Source organism: Aestuariimicrobium sp. Y1814 (assembly GCF_050113895.1).
Classification (GTDB): domain Bacteria; phylum Actinomycetota; class Actinomycetes; order Propionibacteriales; family Propionibacteriaceae; genus Aestuariimicrobium.
In genome coordinates this window covers 157691-174479 of sequence record NZ_JBNJRW010000003.1, presented here as the reverse complement: position 1 = coordinate 174479, position 16789 = coordinate 157691, and the positions used below count along the sequence as shown (strand labels likewise).

13 protein-coding genes and 1 pseudogene are annotated in these 16789 nt (G+C 69.7%); 7 read left to right on the top strand and 7 right to left on the bottom strand.

All coding sequences use genetic code 11. The annotated features are described in order from the left end of the window. Positions 1–4: 4 nt before the first annotated feature. A pseudogene (locus tag ACQE3C_RS04920) lies at positions 5–2558 on the bottom strand (Rne/Rng family ribonuclease); the annotation flags it as partial. Positions 2559–3449: 891 nt separating this feature from the next. Continuing rightward, on the bottom strand, positions 3450–4214 hold the full coding sequence (locus ACQE3C_RS04915; protein ID WP_434538060.1) for a TIGR03936 family radical SAM-associated protein: 765 nt from the start codon (positions 4212–4214) through the stop codon (positions 3450–3452). A 155-nt stretch (positions 4215–4369) separates the two neighbouring features. On the opposite strand from ACQE3C_RS04915, the gene ACQE3C_RS04910 reads away from it, so the two are divergent. From ACQE3C_RS04910 to ACQE3C_RS04900, 3 genes are all read left to right on the top strand, one after another. Further along, a complete protein-coding gene (locus tag ACQE3C_RS04910; protein WP_434538059.1) occupies positions 4370–4759 on the top strand; it encodes a hypothetical protein in 390 nt (129 codons plus the stop codon). Positions 4760–5056: 297 nt separating this feature from the next. Further along, positions 5057–5470 carry a hypothetical protein gene (locus ACQE3C_RS04905; protein WP_434538058.1) on the top strand — a complete coding sequence of 138 codons (414 nt, stop codon included), beginning with the start codon at positions 5057–5059 and terminating at the stop codon, positions 5468–5470. A gap of 175 nt (positions 5471–5645) precedes the next feature. Further along, positions 5646–6899, top strand: a complete 1254-nt coding sequence (locus ACQE3C_RS04900) for an MFS transporter (RefSeq protein ID WP_434538057.1) — start codon at positions 5646–5648, stop codon at positions 6897–6899. Positions 6900–6980: 81 nt separating this feature from the next. Here the strand turns inward: ACQE3C_RS04900 and ACQE3C_RS04895 are convergent, their stop codons facing one another. The 5 genes from ACQE3C_RS04895 to ACQE3C_RS04875 form a co-directional block, all read right to left on the bottom strand. Continuing rightward, complete coding sequence (locus ACQE3C_RS04895) at positions 6981–7829, bottom strand: SGNH/GDSL hydrolase family protein (protein ID WP_434538056.1); 849 nt, start codon at positions 7827–7829, stop codon at positions 6981–6983. Positions 7830–7980: 151 nt separating this feature from the next. After that, positions 7981–9939 (bottom strand): TIGR03960 family B12-binding radical SAM protein, encoded by a 1959-nt coding sequence (locus ACQE3C_RS04890; protein ID WP_434538236.1) that lies wholly within the window; start codon positions 9937–9939, stop codon positions 7981–7983. A 49-nt stretch (positions 9940–9988) separates the two neighbouring features. Continuing rightward, positions 9989–10420 carry a nucleoside-diphosphate kinase gene (gene ndk, locus ACQE3C_RS04885; RefSeq protein WP_434538055.1) on the bottom strand — a complete coding sequence of 144 codons (432 nt, stop codon included), beginning with the start codon at positions 10418–10420 and terminating at the stop codon, positions 9989–9991. A gap of 10 nt (positions 10421–10430) precedes the next feature. Then, positions 10431–10781, bottom strand: coding sequence for a DUF4233 domain-containing protein (locus ACQE3C_RS04880; protein WP_434538054.1), 351 nt, complete (start codon positions 10779–10781; stop codon positions 10431–10433). Beyond that, on the bottom strand, positions 10778–12193 hold the full coding sequence (locus ACQE3C_RS04875; protein ID WP_434538053.1) for a bifunctional folylpolyglutamate synthase/dihydrofolate synthase: 1416 nt from the start codon (positions 12191–12193) through the stop codon (positions 10778–10780). The genes ACQE3C_RS04880 and ACQE3C_RS04875 overlap by 4 nt, the downstream gene beginning before the upstream one ends. Positions 12194–12320: 127 nt before the next feature. Here ACQE3C_RS04875 and ACQE3C_RS04870 point away from each other — a divergent pair, with 127 nt between their 5' ends. Genes ACQE3C_RS04870 through ACQE3C_RS04855 form a run of 4 tightly spaced genes read left to right on the top strand, consistent with a single transcriptional unit; the run spans position 12321 to position 16778 of the window. After that, on the top strand, positions 12321–12866 hold the full coding sequence (locus ACQE3C_RS04870; protein WP_434538235.1) for a DoxX family protein: 546 nt from the start codon (positions 12321–12323) through the stop codon (positions 12864–12866). A gap of 3 nt (positions 12867–12869) precedes the next feature. Then, entirely contained in the window at positions 12870–13727 is an 858-nt protein-coding gene (locus tag ACQE3C_RS04865; protein WP_434538052.1) for a DsbA family protein, read from the top strand. Positions 13728–13765: 38 nt separating this feature from the next. Continuing rightward, positions 13766–16339, top strand: a complete 2574-nt coding sequence (gene valS / locus ACQE3C_RS04860) for a valine--tRNA ligase (protein WP_434538051.1) — start codon at positions 13766–13768, stop codon at positions 16337–16339. Between the two features lie 16 nt (positions 16340–16355). After that, entirely contained in the window at positions 16356–16778 is a 423-nt protein-coding gene (locus ACQE3C_RS04855; protein WP_434538050.1) for a hypothetical protein, read from the top strand. Positions 16779–16789: the final 11 nt, after the last annotated feature.

Genomic DNA, 16789 nt, shown 5'->3' with positions numbered 1-16789 from the left:
CCGGTTACTCGCCGGAGGGTTGGTCCTCGGTGGACTCGGCTTCCGGGTTCTCGGACTGTGCTTCGGGCTCGGTCGGAACCTCCGGCTCCGCGGTCTCCGAGCCAGAATCAGCCTCGGGTTCAGGCAGGGTCTCGGGCTCGACCGGGGTATCAACCTCGGACTCTTCCGCAGCCTCGGCCTCGGGCTGGGACTCCCCCGGCTCCTCGACGGCTGACTCGGCCGCCGCGGTATCGGCGACAGCCTGGCTGGCGTCGTCCGCGACGGGAGCCTCGGGCTGCTCAGCCTGCTCGTCCGCGATCTTCACGTCGTCCGACTGCGGCGCCTCGACGGTCGCGACGGCCTCGTCCGGGCTCACCGTCTCGTCCGTCTTGGCCGGGCCCTCGGGGCGCGAGGCCGACCGACGCGAGCGGCGACGGCGGGGCTGTTCCTCGGTCTTCTCGACCTCGGGCTCAGCCTTGACGGGCTCAGCCTTGACGGGCTCGGCCTTCGGCGCGGGCTCGGACTTCGCCGGCTCGTTCTTCGCGCCCCTGTCGTTGCGCGAGTTGTTCGAGTTGCTGTTCGAACCGCCCTGGGAGTTGTTGTTGCCACCCCCGCGACGGTTGCTGCGACGATCGCCACCGTCGGCCTGGTGCTGCGACTCCACCGGCTCGGTCGAGCGATGGTAGCCGCGGCCACCGCAGTGGCTGCACTCCTCGGTGAAGGCCTCGGCCAGGCCGGTGCCGATCTTCTTGCGGGTCATCTGCACCAGGCCCAGGCTGCTGACCTCGGCCACCTGGTGGCGGGTGCGGTCGCGGGCCAGGCACTCGGTCAACCGGCGAATCAGCAGCTCGCGGTTGGCCGGCAGCACCATGTCGATGAAGTCGATGACGATGATGCCGCCGATGTCTCGCAGGCGCAGCTGGCGCACGACCTCTTCGGCCGCCTCCAGGTTGTTGCTGGTGACCGTGGCCTCGAGGTTGCCGGCGGTGCCGGTGAATCGTCCGGTGTTGACGTCGATGACCGTCATCGCCTCGGTGCGGTCGATGACCAGCGACCCACCCGAGGGCAGGAAGACCTTGCGCTCGAGCGCCTTGGCGATCTGCTCGTCGACGCGGTACTTGGCGAAGACATCACCCGAGGCGTTGTCCCAGCGCTGCAGCCGATCGGCCAGGTGCGGGGCGACGTGCTGCACGTAGTCCTGGATCTCTTCGCCGATGTCCCCGGCGCCGCCGCTGCCCTGCACGACCAGCTCACTGAAGTCCTCGGTGAACAGGTCACGCACGATGCGCACGGTCTGGGCCGGCTCGCTGTACAGCAGCTGCGGGGCCGAACCCTGCTTGACCTTCTTCTCGATGGCCTCCCACTGCGCCTTGAGGCGGGTGACGTCGCGGACCAGTTCCTCCTCCGAGGCGCCTTCGGCGGCGGTGCGCACGATCACCGAGGAGTCCTGGTCGATGAGGGTGGCCAGGATCTCCTTGAGGCGGTGGCGCTCGGCGTCGGACAGCTTGCGGCTGATGCCCGACAGCTGCCCGCCCGGGGAGTAGACGACGTAGCGCCCGGGGATCGAGATGTGGCTGGTCAGCCGGGCACCCTTGGCGCCGACCGGGTCCTTCGAGACCTGGACGAGCACGGTCTGGCCCGACTTGAAGACCTGTTCGATCTTGCGCTGACTGCCCTGGGCGCCGAAGCTGTCCCAGTCGACCTCACCGGCGTAGAGCACGGCGTTGCGGCCGCGGCCGATGTCGATGAAGGCGGCCTCCATGCTGGGCAGCACGTTCTGGATGCGACCCAGGTAGACGTTGCCGATCAGCGAGGTGGCACTGGCGCGGTCGACATAGTGCTCGACGAGGATGTCGTCCTCGAGGACGGCGATCTGGTTGTAGTCCTCACGCTGGCGGATGAGCATGGTGCGCTTGACCGACTCGCGGCGGGCCAGGAATTCGGCCTCGCTGAGGATCGGGGCGCGGCGGCGACCGGCAGCCCTGCCCTCGCGGCGGCGCTGACGCTTGGCCTCGAGTCGGGTTGAGCCCTCGATGCCGGTGACCTCGTCGTTGCTGGACCGGCGGGGTTCGCGCACCCGGACGACCACTTCGCTCGGGTCGTCATCGGAGCCGCCGGCGTCCTCCCCACGGCGACGTCGACGACGGCGCCGACGGCGGGTGCTGTCGGACGAGTCGTCGGTGCTTTCCTGGTCGGACGAGGCGGCCGGCTCGTCGGGCTTGGAGTCGCCCTCGCCCTGGCTGTCGGTCTCGTCGGAGGAGTCCTGGTCGGACGAGTCGTCGTCGGCTGCGTCCTGGTCGGAGGCCTCGCCTCCGCGGCGACGGCGGCGCCCGCCACGGCGACGGCGGCGACGGCGGGGACCGGAGTCATCGTCGTCACTGTCGTCATCGGAGGAGTCGTCGTCGGAGCTCTCAGCGGACTGGTCGTCGGACTGCTCGTCGGTGGGGGCCTCGTCGTCGGACTCGTCGGTCTCGGACTCGTCGGTCTCCGACTCGGACTCCTCGGCCGTGGCGTCCTCAGCGGTGACGTCGTCGGCCACGGCGTCCTGCGCGACGAGGGTGTCGTCGGCGGCCTCGTCCTCGTCCTGGGTCGGTTCGGCGGCCGGCTCGGGGGCCGGGGCGGGGGCGGTGCCAGCGATGGAGGCAGCCAGCGACTGGAGCACGGCCTGCGGGTCATCGCCGGCGTCGACCGCCCCGAAGGGGTTGGCGACCACACCGCTGACCCGGCGTCCGCGACGGGGTTCGTTGCCGGCGCGGCCGGCGGCGGCCTCGGCGGCAGCCCGCAGGCGGGCGCCCAGTTCGTCCTGCGCGTCGGACGAATCGGCGGCGGGTGCCGGCGGGTCGTCGGGCACCTCGGAGGGCGACTCGGGCGGGATGGCGTTGCTGCGGCGGCGGGTGTGCGGGGCGCCGGCCTCACGCACGACACGCTTGCGCGCGGTGGTCTTGCGGGTCCGCTTGGTCGGCGGCTCGGGGGCGGACTCCTCGACGGAGGTGTCGGCCTCGGCGGCGGCCTCGGGCTGGTCGTCCATCACCTCGGCGGGCTCGGCGACCGGCTCCGGGGTCGGCTCGGGTTCCGGGGTGGGCTCGGGCTCCGGCTCGGGCGTGGGTTCGGGCTCAGCGGCCTTCACGGGAGTGGGCGGGCCGGAGGGGCGGCTGGCGGCGCGGCGACGACGGCGGGGGGCGGGGGTACTGGTCTCCGCGGGGGTTTCAGCGGCGTCCGACGGCGTGTTCTCAGGATCATCGAGCATGTCAGGCTCCTGGCACCACGAAGGTGCGGTCTGGCCACGGCGCACCGTGGCGAAAGCAGGCGGGGAGACAGCTGCCGAATGCCCCCGCGGTCGAAATCTCGTCGCGGTATGACTACCGGTACTGCTGTCGGTGCGGGCACATTGGATGCCCGTTCCCTGCCTGCCAGTATGGCACATCGGGTGCCCGGGGCCGGGGATTGCGCTGTGGGCGAGCGCTGTCGGCTCAGCCCACGCTCACCGCTTCACCGCTGAACGGGTCGACCAGTGTGCCGGGTGCTGGCGGGGTGGGAAGGCGGCCCTGGGCGAGCCGGGTGAGCAGCGCCGGACGGTCCTGGCCGAGGCCCGGTTCGAGCTGACGCAGGGCCGTCACCACGTCATCGGGACGCACCAGCGGAGCCTCGTGGGTGCCGATGAAGAACACCTGCCCGGGGTTGGTGTGCGGGCGCAGTTCGACCATGGCCTGGACGACGTCGAACTCGCGCAGGCCACCCTTGGTCATCCGTTGGACGGTGACCGATTCGGCGGCGTTGAGCTTGTCGATGGCGCCGGTGAGCAGGTCCTGGTCGACCTCACCGAGGTCGATCAGCCAGGCGGAGGCGGCCAACAGGTCCTGCAGTGACTCCTTGCCGGCCTCGACGACCGCGACGACGTCGAGACCGGGGCCGAGCACCTCGTTGAGGGCGGCGGCGACCTTGTCGGGGTTGCAGACCGCGCTGAGCCCCAGTTCCAGGTATTCAGCCTCGGTGGCCGCCGACGTCGGGGAGGCGTTCGCATACGAGATGCGCGGGTGCGGGTTGAACCCCGAGGAGTAGGCCATCGGGATCTCGGCACGACGCAGTGCCCGCTCGAGCGCTCGTCCGACGTCACGGTGGCTCGTGAACCTGGCCGGGCCACGCTTGGCGTACCGGACGCGCAGCTTCTGCACCGGGGGCGCCTGCTGCTCGGGTTGGCGTCGCTTCTTCGGCGCGGGGGCGCTGTTCTCACTCATCGCCGACCATTGAACCACCTGGTTGGTGGGCGACCGGCTCGTCCATGCCGGTGGCGGTGCGTGGAACGGGCCTTGGGTGGCGGGTTTCCCTCCCCCGGAGAGGGAGAATCCACCAGTTAAGGCCGGGTGGCCCCGGATCGGTCAAGACTGGGGGCATGCGGACCCCTCTCCCCGAGGCCCTTGAGAGCCTGGTCATCTCGCAGGACGGCGTGCTGACCCGCGCCCAGGCGCTGCACCACGGGCTCACCAAGGGCCAGTTCGACGGGTTGGCCGACCAGGGCTGGCAACGACTGGTGTGGGGCGTCTACTCACGTGCGGGCGCCGGACTCGTCCAGCGGGCCTGGGCCGGTGTGTTGGCTGCCGGTGATTCGGCCTGCGTGGGCGGACTGGCCGCGGCGGCCCTGCACGGGTTCCACGACCGACCCGTGTCGGTGATCGAGATCTGGACGCCCTCGGCGCACGTGGGCCGGACGAGCACCGGACGCTCGGGGACGTCCTCGTCCGGCACGACCGAGGCTGGGCGTACGGGGACGACTGCTTCGTAGGGGACGACCGATGCCGGCTACCAGTGGCTGTACCGACGCGAGCTGCGGGAATCCACTGGGCTTCCCCGCAGGACGACGCCGGCCGAGACCATCGTCGACCTCGCCGGCGGCGCGTCCCTGGACGACCTGGTCGGCTGGGTCACCCGGGCGGTCCGGCTGGGCCTGACGAGCCCCGAGCAGATCCGCCACGCGCTGGGCCGACGAGGACTCCCATGGTTCCAACCATCACCCCCGGAGCAGATCCGCCACGCGCTGGGCCGACGGCTTCGCGTGCCGGGGCGGGCCAACCTCGAGCGGATGCTGAACTGGGTCGAGTTCGGGATCGAGAGCCCGTTGGAGATGCGCTACGTCCGTGACGTGGAGCGCGCCCACGGCCTGCCACGCGGAACCCCGCAGGTGTCGAAGAGTGCCCGCACCCGCACCGACATGGTCTACGACAAGTGGTCGACCCTGGTTGAGCTGGACGGACAGCTCGGGCACCGGGGCGTCCACGAGACCCGCGACGCGGGGCGCGATGCCCGGCACCTGGCGCAGGGGCTGGCCACCCTCCGGTTCGGTTGGGCAGACGTGGCCCACCGACCCTGCACCACGGCCCAGCTCGTCGGCCAGGTGTTCCGCAACCAGGGCTGGAAGGGCAAGCTGAAGCTCTGTCCACAGTGCACTCCCCCACCGGACGAGAGCCCTTGGCCCCCTGACCCGCAGGCCCGCTGACCCGGGCTGATCAGTGGCCAACCTCCCTTAAGTGGCGGGTTTTCCTCCCAAACAGAGAGAAAATCCACCACTTAAGCCCAGATCCAGCCCCTGGGTGCCCCGCCAGAACCCACGAACGTCCGCCGGGGCCATGCCATCCCCGCGAACATGCCCGCAGACGTAGACTCCAGCGCTTGTGAGCACATCAGCGTCCCCGGCGGGGAACCCGGCCGCCACCCCGGCCACAGGGCGGCCCTGGTGGCGCTCCGGCGCGCTGATGCTGACCGCGATCCTGCTGCTGGCCTACAACCTGCGCCCGGCGGCCACCGAGATCGGGCCGGTGATGCCCGACCTGCAGGCAGACCTTGGCATGTCCGCCGGTGCTGCGGGGCTGCTCACCTCACTGCCGCCGACCTGCTTCGCGATCTTCGGGCTGGTCGCCCCCACCATGGCCGCCCGCCTCGGGCTGCACCGCACGATCGTCCTCGCCCTCGCGATGCTGGTGGTCGGCAGCCTCGTCCGGACGACCGTCGACGGCGGTTGGTCATTCATCGCGTGGTCGACGTTCGCGCTGGCCGGGCTCGCAATGGGCAACGTCCTGGCCCCCAGCGTCATCCGCACCCACTTCCCCGAGCGGATCGGGCTGGTCACCGCGCTGTACTCCCTGGTGCTGTCCATCGGGGTCAGCGTCGCCAGCGCCCTGGTCGTCCCGATGGCCAACGCGATGGGCGGCTGGCGCCCGGCCTTCGTCGCGATGACCGCCACGGCGGTGGTCGCGCTCGTCCCGTGGTTGTTCGCGCTGCGCTTCGACCGCAGCCGGCCCAGCGCGACGACGACTCGTCCGACGACCTCGATCAGCCTGCGCACCGTCGGACGAACCAGGCTGGGCTGGGCGATCGCCATCTTCTTCGGCATGCAGTCCGGCCAGGCCTACGCCCTGTTCGGCTGGCTGCCGTCGATCTACATCGGCGCCGGGCTCTCGCAGGAGGCGTCCGGCTGGCTGCTCGGCCTGATGACCGCCCTGGGCGTGCCGTTGGCCTTCCTGTGGCCGGCCTACATGGGCCGCAACCCGCGTCCGCTGACGCTGCAACTGGTCATCTCGGCCAGCGCGTTCCTCGGCTACCTGGGGCTGCTGGTGGCGCCAGCGACCCTGCCGTGGCTGTGGGCGGTGCTGCTCGCGCTCGGCACGTCGAGCTTCCCGCTGATCCTGGCGATGTTCGCCATGTTGGCACGCAGCAGCGCCGGCACCATCGCCCTGTCGGGCTTCGGACAGGGCGTGGGTTACGCCCTGGCCCTCATCGGCCCCCTGCTGATGGGCGTGCTCTACGACGTGACCCACAGCTGGACCGCCCCGCTGCTGCTGTTCCTGACGCTGTCGGTCGTGATGACCATCGCCGGCGTCACCACCATCACCCGCCCCACCATCGAGGACGAGCTCGGCCTGCCCTGAGGGCGGCCGCTCCGCACTGCTGCCGCTGGGGCAGCAGTGCGGAGTCACCCGCGGAGCCCGTCGTCCGGGCGACAGCTCGGGCTACTTCAGGGCCGCCCGCAGCACCCTCGCGTAGGCCTGCTCACCTGCGCTGTTCAGGTGCAGGGTGCGGGTCAAGGCCCCACTGGGGACGATGCCGTTGACCCACGCGTCCGCGCCCCGGCACAGCCCATGCCCCGAGAACTCGGCGGCCACATCGACGAAGACCACGTTGCGGTCACCCGAGAGGGCGACCCCCTGGGCGATGCGCGCGTTCAACGAGGCGATGATGCTGTCCATGAGCGCGGCCTGGGCCGCTGGCAGGACGATGTCGGTTCCGCCGAGGTTGCCGACCACGCAGGCCGGGCCCGCCGGGTCGAACGGCCTCGGGTAGCCGGTGACGAAGATCTTCGCCTTCGGGGCCTCCTGCCGCACGGCAGCGATGCTGTTCGCCGTCCGAACCTCCTGGCCGTTGAGGTTTGCGACCACCCCGCCCAGCAGCGTCTCGCACGCCAACGGGTTGGCCAGGCAGCCGAGCAGGGCCTGCGTCCAGCCCAGGTCGTTCGCGCCCAGGGTGAGCGAGACCTGCTGAGCGCGGAACAGCACCCGCTGACCATTGAGGCTCTTGGCCGGTGACAGTTGCTTGGCGGCGGCGATCTGGCCGGCCAGGTCGGCCGAACTGGCGCCGGAACAGGCCAGCGAATCGACCTTCTTGTTCAACTGGTGCGGGAAGGCTCCCGACGAGGTGAGGCAGGCACCGGCGGCATCGGCCAGTCCGGTGCCCGAGGCGTAGGAGTCGCCCAGGGCGACGTAGTTGGAGTTCCAGCTCGCGGCATGCGCCGTCGATGGCGCGACGAGGCCGGCGAGAACCAGGGTGAGGCCGGCCACGAGGGCAAGCAAACGGGTGGACATGTTTCCTCCTCAGGGGCTGCCCCGACATTGCGGCGGCCTGCCCCCATTCTTGGAGAAACGCTGTTACAGCAATAGCTCCTCGGCCAACTCATGGCCAACTCTCAGTCGCCGCGCGCGACCGGGCGCTGCGCGACGTCCCGCCCCCGCAACCTCAGCTGAGGTCGCGACCGACCACGCTCAACGGCAACAGCGGACGACCGGTCGGCCCGATCTGGATCTCGGTCTGCATCTGCGGGCACACCCCGCAGTCGTAGCAGGGGGTCCAGCGGCAGTCGTCCACCTCGGTCTCGTCGAGGGCGTCCTGCCAGTCCTCCCACAGCCAGTCACGGTCCAGGCCGGCGTCCAGGTGGTCCCAGGGCAGCACTTCGTCGTAGTCGCGCTCGCGGGTGGTGAACCAGTCCAGGTCCACCGGTTCATCGGCCAGCGCGACCCGGCTCGCCTCGACCCAGCGGTCGTAGCTGAAGTGCTCGCTCCAACCGTCGAAGATGCCGCCCATGCGCCAGACCTGTTCGATCACCCGGCCGACCCGGCGGTCGCCGCGCGACAGCAGTCCCTCGATGATGCCCGGACGACCGTCGTGGTAGCGCATGCCGATCGCCTTGCCGTAGAGGCGGTTGGCCTTGATCTTGTCGCGTAGCTGGTGCAGCCGGTCGTCGACCACCTCGGCGGAGGTCTGCGCCGCCCACTGGAACGGGGTGTGCGGCTTGGGCACGAACCCGCCGATCGAGACGGTGCAGCGGATGTCGCGGGTGCCGGCGACCTCTCGTCCGGTCTCGATCACCCGGGCGGCCATGTCGGCGATGGCCAGCACGTCTTCGTCGGTCTCGGTGGGCAGGCCGCACATGAAGTACAGCTTGACCTGGCGCCAACCGTTGCCGAAGGCCGTCGCCACGGTCTGGATCAGGTCGTCCTCACTGACCATCTTGTTGATGACCTTGCGCATGCGTTCCGAGCCGCCCTCGGGGGCGAAGGTCAGCCCCGAGCGGCGACCGTTGCGCGACAGCTCGTTGGCCAGGTCAATGTTGAAGGCGTCCACCCGGGTCGAGGGCAGCGACAGCGACACGTTGGTGCCCTCGTACCGGTCGGCCAGCTGCTTGGTGACCTCACCGATCTCGGAGTGGTCGGCGCTCGACAGTGACAGCAGGCCGACCTCTTCGAGGCCGGTCGACTTGAGGCCCTCGGCGACCATCGTCCCGATCGTCTCGATGCTGCGTTCACGCACCGGGCGGGTGATCATCCCGGCCTGGCAGAAGCGGCAACCACGGGTGCAGCCGCGGAAGATCTCGACCGAGTAGCGCTCGTGGACGGTTTCGGCCAGCGGCACGATCGGCTTCTTGGGGTAGGGCCACTCGTCCAGGTTCATCAGGGTGTGCTTGCGCACCTGGAAGGGCGCCTCGGGCACCGTCGGCGCGACCCGCTGGATGCGCCCGTCGCCCAGGTAGGTCACCTCGTAGAACTTCGGCACATACACCGAACCGGTCGAGGCCAGCCGCAGCAGCAGCCCGTCGCGGCCCCCCGGACGACCCTCGGCCTTCCACTCCTGGATGATCTCGCTGACCAGCAGTGAGGCCTCTTCACCGTCGCCGATCACCGCGGCATCGATGAAGTCGGCGATGGGTTCGGGGTTGAACGCGGCGTGCCCACCGGCCAGCACGATCGGGTCGTGCTCACGGCGTTCGGTCGCGTGCAGCGGCAGCCCGGCCAGGTCGATGGCCTCGAGCATGTTGGTGTAGCCGAGTTCGGTGGCGAAGCTGAGGCCGAGCACGTCGAACTCGCCGACCGCGCGGTGGCTGTCGAGGGTGAACTGCGGAATGCCGTGCTCGCGCATCAGCCGGGCCAGGTCGGGCCACACCGAGTAGGTGCGCTCGGCCAGGATCCAGTCACGCTCGTTGAGGATCTCGTAGAGGATCGCGACGCCCTGGTTCGGCTGGCCGACCTCGTAGGCGTCGGGGTACATCAGGCACCAGCGGACGGTCTCGTGGCCGGCCTGGGCGCCACAGTTCCAGTCCTTGCGCACGGAGTTGTGCTCGCCGCCGACGTACTGGATCGGCTTGCTGACCTGCGCCAGCAGCGGCTCCAGTTTCGGGAAGAGGGTTTCGGGCTGCGTCATCGTGCTCATCACCGCACAGAATACGTGACGCGCGCCACAGGTGGACCGCTCAGAGGTTCGGGAACCAGATGCCGATCTCGCGGGCCGCCGTCTGGGGGGAGTCCGAGGCGTGAACGATGTTGCGCTGGTAGTAGATCGAGAAGTCCCCACGGATGGTTCCGGGGGCCGCGGTCGCCGAGTCGGTGGCGCCGTTCATCAGGCGGACGATGTCGATGGCGCGTTCACCTTCGAGCACCATCGCCACCACCGGGCCGGAGGTGATGAAGTCGATCAGCGTCGGGTAGTAGTCGCGCCCGACGTGCTCGGAGTAGTGGGCCGAGGCCAGCGCCTGGTTGACGTGGCGCAGTTCCAGTGCCGCCAGCCGCAGCCCCTTGGTCAGGTAGCGATCAAGGATCGCCCCGGTCAGGCCACGCTCGACGGCGTCGGGCTTGAGCAGGACGAGGGTGCGGGACCCGTTCTGGGCGCTGAAAGTCTGCGTCATGGGCGTCAGCCTAGTGGGATTGGCCGGGTGCCTGCGTTTCGAGCCGGCGCCCCAGCACGATGCACATCACCCAGATCAGCGCGAAGACCACCCCGACCGCGAACATCATCGAGGTCATGAAGCCCATCGCCAGGGCGGCGACCTGCACCAGCCAGCCGAGCCACTGGCCCCAGCCCTTCTTGGCCCCGCGGGCGGCGGCGATCGCCAGCACCGACCCGGCGGTGACCACGGCGATGCTGAGCGTGGTGTCGCGGTGGTCGACCAGCAGCATGCCGGGCAGCGCCAGCCAGAAGACGATGACCTCGAACCACAGGGTCATCACCAGGGCCCGCATCATCGGGTTGTCGGATCGCAGGATCACCAGGTCTCCTCGGCATCGTCGAGCCCCATGTCGGCGCGCGTCGGGCCGACCCGCAGCAGGGCATCGTGTTCGGCTTCGCGCTGCTCGTCGCCGCGGCCGGGCAGCAGGATCGCCCGCGCCTCACCGGCGGCGATCACCGAGCCGACCACCAGCACCCCGGCGCTGGGCCCGGCCTGGTCGGCCAGGGTTGCCGCCCGCTCGAGGGCGGCGGCCATGGTGTCGGCCCGTTCCACCCGCTGGGCGCCGAAGACGCCCTGGGCCATGTCCTCCAGCTCATCGACGGGCACCCCGCGGTCGGTGGAGGCCACCTTGGTCACCACGACCTGGTCGAGCACCTCGGCCAGCAGCCCGAGCACCTCGTCGACGGCCTTGTCGCGCATCATCGCGACCACACCGATCATGGGTGAGAAGCCGTAGGCCTCGGCGGCACCGGCCAGGGTGGCGCGCACACCGTGGGGGTTGTGGGCGGTGTCGAGCACGATCGCCGGTGAGCGGCGGATCAGTTCGAGCCGGGCCGGGGCCTGCACTGCGGCCAGGCCGTCGACGATGACCTCGGGGGTGAGCGCGGTGCCACCCATCAGCGCCTCGACGGCGGCCACGGCCAGGGCGGCGTTGTCGGCCATGTGTTCGCCGTGCAGCGGCAGGTGGATGTCACCGACCGGTCCGGCGCCGGTCTGCAGGCGCAGGAGCTGCCCGCCGACGGCGCGCTGGCGTTCGAGCACGCCGAAGCCGGGGCCTTCGAGCACGGGCAGCGCGCCCACCTCGGCGACCCGGGCCATCAGCACGGCGGCGGCCTCGGGGTCCTGGGCGGCGATCACGGCGGTGGCGCCGGGCTTGATGATGCCGGCCTTCTCAGCGGCGATCTCGGCGATGGTGCGGCCCAGCAGGTGGGTGTGGTCGAGCGCGATCGGGGTGATGACGGCCACCTGCGCGTCGGCGACATTGGTGGCGTCCCAGGTGCCGCCCATGCCGACCTCGAGGATCATCACATCGACGGGGGCGTCGGCGAAGATCGCAAACGACAACCCGATCATCACCTCGAAGAAGGTCATCGCGACGCCGTCGATCAGCTGTTCGTCGACCATGGCCACCAGCGGTTCAATCTGTTCCCAGGCCTCGTCGAAGACCTCGTCGCTGACCGGTTCACCGTCGATGCAGATCCGTTCGGTGATGTCGACCAGGTGGGGGCTGGACACGCGGCCGGGGCGCAGCCCCTGGGAGCGCAGCAGCGCGTCGATCATCGCGGCGGTGCTGCCCTTGCCGTTGGTGCCGGTGAGATGGATGACCGGGGCGCTGCGTTCGGGGTTGCCGAGCAGGTCGCACAGGGCCTGGATGCGGCCGAGGCTGGGGGCGACGCGGTTCTCGGGCCAGCGCGAGACAAGCTGCGCGGTGATCTCTTCGTGGGTTGCCATGGTGGGGCAAGACTACTTTGTTTCGCCCAGCTGCCTCGTCCGCTGCCCGGGGGACGGGGGCCGACCGGGCAGCGCGCCGGGCGCTGGGTATGCTCACACTGTGACGACTGAGGTGTGGGGCCATGGCATCAAGGACTGGGTCGGGCTGCTGGCACGGCTGGTGCTCGGCGGTTCCCTGTTCATCGCCGGGCTCACCAAGATCGGCAACCTCGAGCTGAGTGTGCAGTCGGTGCGCGCCTACCAGTTGCTGCCCTATGACCTGGCCAAGTGGGTCGGTTACGCGCTGCCACCGTTCGAGATCATTCTCGGCCTGATGATCATGGCCGGGTTCCTGACCCGCTGGACGAGCCTGCTCGGCTCGCTGCTGATGGTCGCCTTCATCATCGGGATCGCCTCGGCCTGGGCCCGGGGCCTGACCATCGACTGCGGCTGCTTCGGCAGCGGCGGCATCGTCGAACCCGAAGAGACCCAGTACCCCCAGGACATCGCCCGCGACCTGCTGTTCCTGGCAGCCGGCGTGTGGCTCGTCGTGCGACCACGCAGCGCCTTCGCCGTCGACCAGGTCCTGTTCGGCGGCCCCGCTGACCTCGACTCCGATGACCTCGATGACGATGACCTCGACGCGGACGACCCCGTCGTCCCGACCGCAACCGCAACCACCAAGGAACAGTGAGCGATGAGCAACAAGAAGGCCAAGCCGACCTCTTCCCGTGCCAAGACGAAGGCGAGTGAGGCCAGCCGTCGTGAGCGGTTGGCGGCCCAGCGTGAGGCCGAGCAGAAGCGGCAGCGGCGCAACACCCTGATTGGCGGAATCGTCGCCGGTGTGCTGGCGCTGGCAGTGATCGCGGTGGTGGCGGTGGTCGTCATCCAGAACCAGACCGCCAAGCGGGAGCAGGCCGAGCGTGAGGCCGCCGCCCAGATCGCCCCGCCGAACGCCATCGGTGAAGACGCCATCCTCGCCAACCCCGACACCGGCGCGAACGCCCAGTACACGCTGAACCTCTACGTCGACTACCAGTGCGGGGTCTGCAAGCAGACCGAGGAGATCTACGGCGAGACCTGGAAGGCCCTGATGGACGAGGGCTTCCTCAAGCTTGAGGTGCACACCATGACGTTCATGGACGACCAGCCCTCGCTCAACAATGACCACTCCCGGCGGGTCGCCGTGGGTGCCGCCTGCGCCGACACCCGCGGCAAGTACTGGGAGTTCCACAACGCCGCGTTCAACCGGCAGGGCGAGGGCCAGCTGTACACCGATTCGGCGATGGACGGCCAGATCGCCCAGGACGCCGGTCTCGAGGGCGCCGACTTCGACGCGTGGAAGACCTGCTACGACGACAACGCCACCGCCCAGTTCGTCGACAAGGTCAACGAGAACGCCGGCCGCAACGGGGTGACCAGCACCCCCACCATCATGGTCAACGGCAAGAACCCCCAGGTCGAGGGTGATGGTCGGATGACCGACTGGTGGCGCGTGCTCGACGCCAACACCGACGCCTGGAAGAAGGCCATCGAGGACGCCGCGAACTCCTGATTTCAACCCCGCGGGGCTGACTCACTAGTCTTGGGCGCATGACTGACCTCGCCCAGAACCCGTCCTCCCCCCGTGTGCCCGACAAGCCGGTGCTCGAGGGCCTGGAGGTAGCCTGGGCCGAGAAGTGGCAGCAGCGCGGCACCTTCGCCTTCCAACGGCCGGGCACCCGCGACCAGGTGTTCTCGATCGACACTCCCCCGCCGACCGTGTCGGGCTCGCTGCACGTGGGCCACGTGTTCAGCTACACCCACACCGACCTGGTGGCGCGCTACCAGCGCATGCAGGGCAAGCACGTCTTCTACCCGATCGGGTGGGACGACAACGGCCTGCCCACCGAGCGTCGCGTGCAGAACTTCTACGGCGTGCGCTGCGACCCGACGATCCCCTACGACCCGGACTTCACTCCCCCGGCCAAGCCGGACCCGAAGCGCCAGGTGCCGATCAGCCGGCGCAACTTCATCGAGCTGTGCCACGAGCTGACCCAGGTCGATGAACAGGTCTTCGAGGACCTGTGGCGCCGGGTGGGCCTGTCGGTGGACTGGAACCTCGTCTACACCACCATCTCGCCCGAAGCCCAGCGGGTGGCGCAGCTGGCGTTCGTGCGCAACCACGCCCGTGGTGAGGCCTACCTGTCCGAGGCGCCGACCATGTGGGACGTCACCTTCCAGACCGCGGTCGCCCAGGCCGAGCTGGAGGCCCGGGAGTACCCCGGTGCCTACCACCGGGTCGCCTTCCGCGCGCCGGACGGTTCACCGGTGTGGATCGAGACCACTCGTCCGGAACTCGTGCCCAGCGTGGTCGCGCTGATCGCCCACCCCGACGACGAGCGCTACCAGCCGCTGTTCGGCACCACCGTGACCTCCCCGATCTACGGCGTGGAGATCCCGGTGCTGGCCCACCCCGCCGCCGAGCCCGACAAGGGTGCCGGCATCGCGATGTGCTGCACCTTCGGTGACCTGACCGACGTGACCTGGTGGCGTGAGCTCAACCTGCCGATGCGCACCGTCATCAACCGCGACGGTCGCCTGCAGACCGAGATCCCCGAGTGGCTGGTCAACTCCGAGTTCTGGGCTGAGGTGGCCGGCAAGACCACCTTCACCGCCCGCGAGCTGACCGTGGCCAAGCTGCGTGAGACCGGTGACCTGGACGGTGAGCCGAAGCCGACCCAGCGCATGGCGAACTTCTACGAGAAGGGCGACAAGCCGCTCGAGATCGTCTCGACGCGGCAGTGGTACATCGCCAACGGTGGCCGCGACGAGGCTCTCAAGGCGACCCTGCTGGAACGCGGCAACGAGATCATCTGGACCCCCGAGCACATGCACCACCGCTACGACAACTGGGTCGGTGGGCTCAACGGTGACTGGCTGGTGAGCCGGCAGCGGTTCTTCGGTGTGCCGTTCCCGGTCTGGTACCGGCTGGACGACCAGGGTGAGCCGGACTACTCCGCCCCGATCGTGGCCGAGGAGTCCGCGCTGCCGGTCGACCCCCAGTCGCAGGCTCCCGAAGGTTTCGAGGAGTCCCAGCGTGGGCAGGCCGGTGGCTTCATCGGTGACCCCGACATCATGGACACCTGGGCCACCTCGTCACTGACCCCGCAGTTGGCCTGCGGCTGGGAGCGCGACGAGGAACTGTTCCGGTTGACCTTCCCGATGGACGCGGCCCCGCAGGCCCACGACATCATCCGCACCTGGCTGTTCAGCCGGGTCGTCCGCTCGAACTTCGAGCACCAGGTGACCCCGTGGAAGCGGGCCACCATCTCGGGCTTCGTGGTCGACCCCGACCGCAAGAAGATGTCGAAGTCGAAGGGCAATGTGGTGGTGCCCACCGAGATCCTCGACAAGTACGGGGCTGACGCGGTGCGCTGGCGTGCGGCGATGGCTCGCCCGGGCATGGACTCACCGTTCGACGAGACCCAGATGAAGGTCGGACGACGCCTCGCGATGAAGGTGCTGAACGCCTCGAAGTTCGTGCTGGGCGACATCACCACCAAGGTCGGGGCAACCTCAGCGTCCGACATCGTCGAGCCGGTCGACCTGGCCCTGCTGGCCTCACTGGCCGACACGGTGGACGCTGCGACCGCAGCCTTCGAGAAGTTCGACTACACCAGCGCCCTGGAGGCCGCCGAGTCGGCGTTCTGGTCGTTCTGTGACGACTACCTCGAGCTGGTCAAGGAACGCGCCTATGGTGCCCGCGGGGACGAACCGGCCCGCTCGGCGGTGGCGACCCTGACCCTGGCCCTCGACGTGATGCTTCGCCTGCTGGCCCCCTTCCTGCCGTTCGTGACCGAAGAGGTCTGGTCGTGGGGTCATGAAAGCTCCATCCACCACGCGTCGTGGCCGACTGCGGCCGAACTGCCCTCGGGCGGTGAGGTAGCGCTGCTCGGTGACGTGGAGGCTGCCCTGATCGGGCTGCGCGGCGCAAAGTCGACCGCCAAGGTCTCGATGAAGACCGAGGTCACCCGCGCGCTCTTCCACGGCCCGGCCGAGTCGCTGGCCCGGCTGCAGCTGGTGGAAGGTGACCTGCGCGCCGTGGGCCGGATCACCGGTGAGGCGTCCTGGGACGAACGCGGGGGGGCCCTGGGCGTCGACGTGGAGCTCGCCGCGACCCAGTGACGTTTAGGCTGTCACCATGGCCAAGAAACTGGACGTCAAGAAGGCCGCGGCCCTGAGCACGGCGATCGTCACCGGCGCGAAGGTCGCCTTCGAGGCGTGGGATGCGCTCAACAAGGACGGGCGGGTCAGTGACGCGGTCAAGGGCCTGGGCGACAAGCTGCGCGAAACCACCCGGATGCGTTCCCCGCAGGCCCGGCTGCTCAAGCAGCTGGACCTGATCGACGAGTACGCACTGAAGGCCGCCGGTGACCCCACGGCCGCCGACGAGGCGACCAGGTGGTTGAAGGAGTCCACGGCCATCCGCGAGAAGCTGCCGCTGGTCGAGGCGCTGCCCGGGCGGGACGGGCAGCGCAAGCTGCGGCATTTGCGCCAGCGCACCACCGACCTGTTGACCGAGGTGATCACCTCGGGGTTCGGCCCCGACCTGCCCCAGGACTGAGCCCGGGGCAG

Excerpts from the sequence above, each read along its gene's own strand:
- ACQE3C_RS04915 (WP_434538060.1), bottom strand. The coding sequence starts at position 4,214 with ATGAGTGAGAACAGCGCCCCCGCGCCGAAGAAGCGACGCCAACCCGAG.
- ACQE3C_RS04910 (WP_434538059.1), top strand. The coding sequence starts at position 4,370 with ATGCGGACCCCTCTCCCCGAGGCCCTTGAGAGCCTGGTCATCTCGCAG.
- ACQE3C_RS04905 (WP_434538058.1), top strand. The coding sequence starts at position 5,057 with ATGCTGAACTGGGTCGAGTTCGGGATCGAGAGCCCGTTGGAGATGCGC.
- ACQE3C_RS04895 (WP_434538056.1), bottom strand. The coding sequence starts at position 7,829 with ATGTCCACCCGTTTGCTTGCCCTCGTGGCCGGCCTCACCCTGGTTCTC.
- ACQE3C_RS04890 (WP_434538236.1), bottom strand. The coding sequence starts at position 9,939 with ATGACGCAGCCCGAAACCCTCTTCCCGAAACTGGAGCCGCTGCTGGCG.
- ndk (WP_434538055.1), bottom strand. The coding sequence starts at position 10,420 with ATGACGCAGACTTTCAGCGCCCAGAACGGGTCCCGCACCCTCGTCCTG.
- ACQE3C_RS04875 (WP_434538053.1), bottom strand. The coding sequence starts at position 12,193 with ATGGCAACCCACGAAGAGATCACCGCGCAGCTTGTCTCGCGCTGGCCC.
- ACQE3C_RS04865 (WP_434538052.1), top strand. The coding sequence starts at position 12,870 with ATGAGCAACAAGAAGGCCAAGCCGACCTCTTCCCGTGCCAAGACGAAG.
- valS (WP_434538051.1), top strand. The coding sequence starts at position 13,766 with ATGACTGACCTCGCCCAGAACCCGTCCTCCCCCCGTGTGCCCGACAAG.
- ACQE3C_RS04855 (WP_434538050.1), top strand. The coding sequence starts at position 16,356 with ATGGCCAAGAAACTGGACGTCAAGAAGGCCGCGGCCCTGAGCACGGCG.